The following is a 2,761-nucleotide window of genomic DNA, read 5'->3' on the forward strand; positions in this document are numbered from 1 at the left end:
CTGATTTGCTCACCTCAAGACTGTCTATCGGCTTAACGTGAAAGTCACGGCCCAGGTCTGTAGGTCGGGTTAGCGTAGCGTAACCCGACGTGCCGGGTTGCCGGGACGGCGCTGCTTTGCGGCCATGGGTGGTCGCGAGGCCCGTCGGGTTACGCCCTTTGGGCTAACCCGACCTACAGTTTGCGGCTTTTCATCATCAGGGGTGCCGCACCCCACGACGGCATGAACGTTAGCCGCATTTTGCGAAGCAGCGTGGCAATCGCCGGCAGGAATGGATATGGGTGTACTGTTCCCGGAAACAGTTGAACAGTTGGCCAAGGGGAAAAGGATGTTTTTCCTTCCAAGGACGGATGCTGGAGCCACCGGCCGGACATCGGAGTCTTAGATCCATGGAGTTCAGTGTCACCTTTTTGCTGATCGCCGCGACCGTGGTCATATCGCTACTGGCGTGGCAGCAGGGCCGCCTCTTTGAAGCGCTGATCTATTGGCCACCAGCGGTATCGCGGGGTGAATGGTGGCGGCTGTTGACGCACGGATTCATCCACGCCGACGGCACGCATCTGGCTTTCAACATGATCACGCTGTTCTTCTTCGGCAGCGTGATGGAGCGGATCCTGATTCCGGCTGTGGGTGTCCCGGGCTTCGTGCTGTTCTACCTTGCCGGTATCATCGTGGCGATCCTGCCAACCCATTTCCGTCATCGGCGGGACGCCTCCTACCGCAGTCTCGGGGCATCAGGCGCGGTCTCGGCTGTCCTCTTTGCCTACATCCTTCTGCAACCCTGGTCGCTCCTGTTCGTGTTCTTCATTCCGGTGCCCGCGATCGTTTTTGCCGCCGTCTACGTCGCCTACTCTTTTTACGCTCAGCGCCGGGCCCGCGACAATGTCAACCACAGCGCCCATCTCTGGGGGGGAGCCTGGGGTATCGCCTTCATGGTCTGGCTGGAACCGCAGGTGCTCCAACGGTTTTTCTCGGAACTCCTCACACCCCTTGGGTAAAGAGGCCTCGTCGGCGTTGCCCGCAGGTCGTGGTCTGGTTGTCGTGGACAGCACGACAGGTGGATGATGGACCCATTCCTGAGCGTCCCGAGCCCGGCGCTACCAGTACACGCTCAGGCTCAGTGATCCGTACTCGGCGTCCTCCGGTTGCCCGCTGAACTCGCGGCTGCGATAGGCGTGGGTATAGGCCAGGCGGGCCCGCTGGTTGGCCACCGCCAGGCCGACGAAGAGCTCGCCCACCCAGGGCTCACGGGGTACGCTGCGGCTGCGTCGGAAGGTGTTGCCGTCCAGGAAGACATCCCTGGCCCGGCGCTGTCCATCGATGCCGGTAAAGACGTACCAGCCCCAGCGCTCCGCGGGCACGAAGTGCATGGAGCCGGGGAAGGCGGGCTGGATGCGGGGCGGGGAGAAGTCATTGGGCATGTAGCGGCCGAGGCGCAGGGTCAGACCGGTGCCGGCCAGCGTGAAGGGGGTGCCCAGGGCGACCCCCAGGTGGCCGCTGAGGTCGGCGCCCCAGCCATCGCTGCGGCGCATCTCCCAGACGCGCTCGATCCGCTCGGCGCTCACCATCAGGGTGGGCTCGTTGCGTAACTGGGTGTCCCAGCCCCGGGGCACGTCGGTGTCGATGAACCGGTGCACCTCCTTCTGGGTGCGATCCGCCAGTGAGGCCGGGCCGACCATGCCCACCGTGATCGACAGCCGGGTGAGGCTGCTACTGCGCAATTGGCCCAGGCCCGCGCTGACGTGAAGCCAACCGGCGTAGGGCCGGTCGTCCTCCGGCGGGTCCGGGTCGGTGATGTCCTTGGGGGTGTACATGTTCTGCCCCAGCGAGAAGCCGTAGCTGACCGGTTTCCCGAGATCGACAAGGCGGCTGCGCTCGCCCACCCGGGTAACCCGGTCGTTATGGAGCCCCGGGCGGCTTGTGCGCATCCAGGTCGCGCGCACGCCATTGGTGTACCAGCGGTCCTCGCCGGCGAACAGATCGTTTTCGTACTCGAAGATCAGCGTGGTGTCCTCGGCGACCACGAGGGAGGGAAGGGCGATGCTTGCCCCTAGCAGGAGGCTGCTGAGCAGGACGCGTAGCGCGGGCATGAGGTCGTCTGTCCCTGGCAATTCCTGAGTCCGGTTTCCGGGAACGGCTTGCGGTACGTTCCGCAAGGTACGCGACGATGGCGTGTCAACGCATGAAAACGGAGAAGAACAGAGGAAGATCGCCAGACTGCAGGATATCATTGGTACCGAGCGCGAGCGCCGTGATGGGGGGTGCCGACCAGCGGTGAACCGCCGGGGCGCCGCTTGATCGAACCAGGAGTTCGTGCATGATCAATGGGGCGGTATGAGGGCGGCAATGTCGAAGCAGGGCTGTTGGACACCCTATGGGGTCGTGATGCTGGCGCTTTGCATGCTGTTCCCCGGCGGGGCCGCGGCAGAACTCGCCGACGGCGTCTGGCCGCGCGGACACTACCCGCTACCGCAATACAGCGATCTGATCGGTGAGATGTATGTCGTGCGGGTCCGGGAAGACGAGACGCTGGTGGATATCGCCCGCGAGCACAACGTGGGTTTCGAAGAGATCCGGATCGCCAACCCCAACGTGAGCATCTGGGCGCCAAGACCGGGAACAGAGGTCCTGATCCCGGACCGCCACATCCTTCCGGACACCCCCCGCGAAGGCATCGTGATCAACCTGTCCGAGATGCGGCTCTATTACTACTCGAGCCCCGAGGTGGTGGAGACCTACCCCATCAGCGTCGGGCGCGAAG

General features: G+C 63.9%; 3 protein-coding genes. 2 read left to right on the top strand and 1 reads right to left on the bottom strand.

The genetic code is table 11. The features are described 5' to 3' along the window. Positions 1-389: 389 nt before the first annotated feature. Entirely contained in the window at positions 390-998 is a 609-nt protein-coding gene (locus EA346_RS00045; protein ID WP_296754058.1) for a rhomboid family intramembrane serine protease, read from the top strand. A 99-nt stretch (positions 999-1,097) separates the two neighbouring features. Here EA346_RS00045 and EA346_RS00050 read toward each other — a convergent pair whose 3' ends face one another. Beyond that, the gene (locus tag EA346_RS00050; RefSeq protein ID WP_296754060.1) at positions 1,098-2,090 is read right to left on the bottom strand and encodes a lipid A deacylase LpxR family protein; all 993 of its coding nucleotides are present in this window, start codon (positions 2,088-2,090) and stop codon (positions 1,098-1,100) included. Between the two features lie 256 nt (positions 2,091-2,346). Between EA346_RS00050 and EA346_RS00055 the strand changes: the two genes are divergently transcribed. Further along, the coding region (locus EA346_RS00055; protein WP_296754062.1) for a LysM peptidoglycan-binding domain-containing protein at positions 2,347-2,761 on the top strand (415 nt) is incomplete at its 3' end.

The sequence above is a fragment of the Thioalkalivibrio sp. genome, assembly GCF_007692535.1.
GTDB lineage: Bacteria > Pseudomonadota > Gammaproteobacteria > Ectothiorhodospirales > Ectothiorhodospiraceae > Thioalkalivibrio.

Excerpts from the sequence above, each read along its gene's own strand:
- EA346_RS00045 (WP_296754058.1), top strand. The coding sequence starts at position 390 with ATGGAGTTCAGTGTCACCTTTTTGCTGATCGCCGCGACCGTGGTCATA.
- EA346_RS00050 (WP_296754060.1), bottom strand. The coding sequence starts at position 2,090 with ATGCCCGCGCTACGCGTCCTGCTCAGCAGCCTCCTGCTAGGGGCAAGC.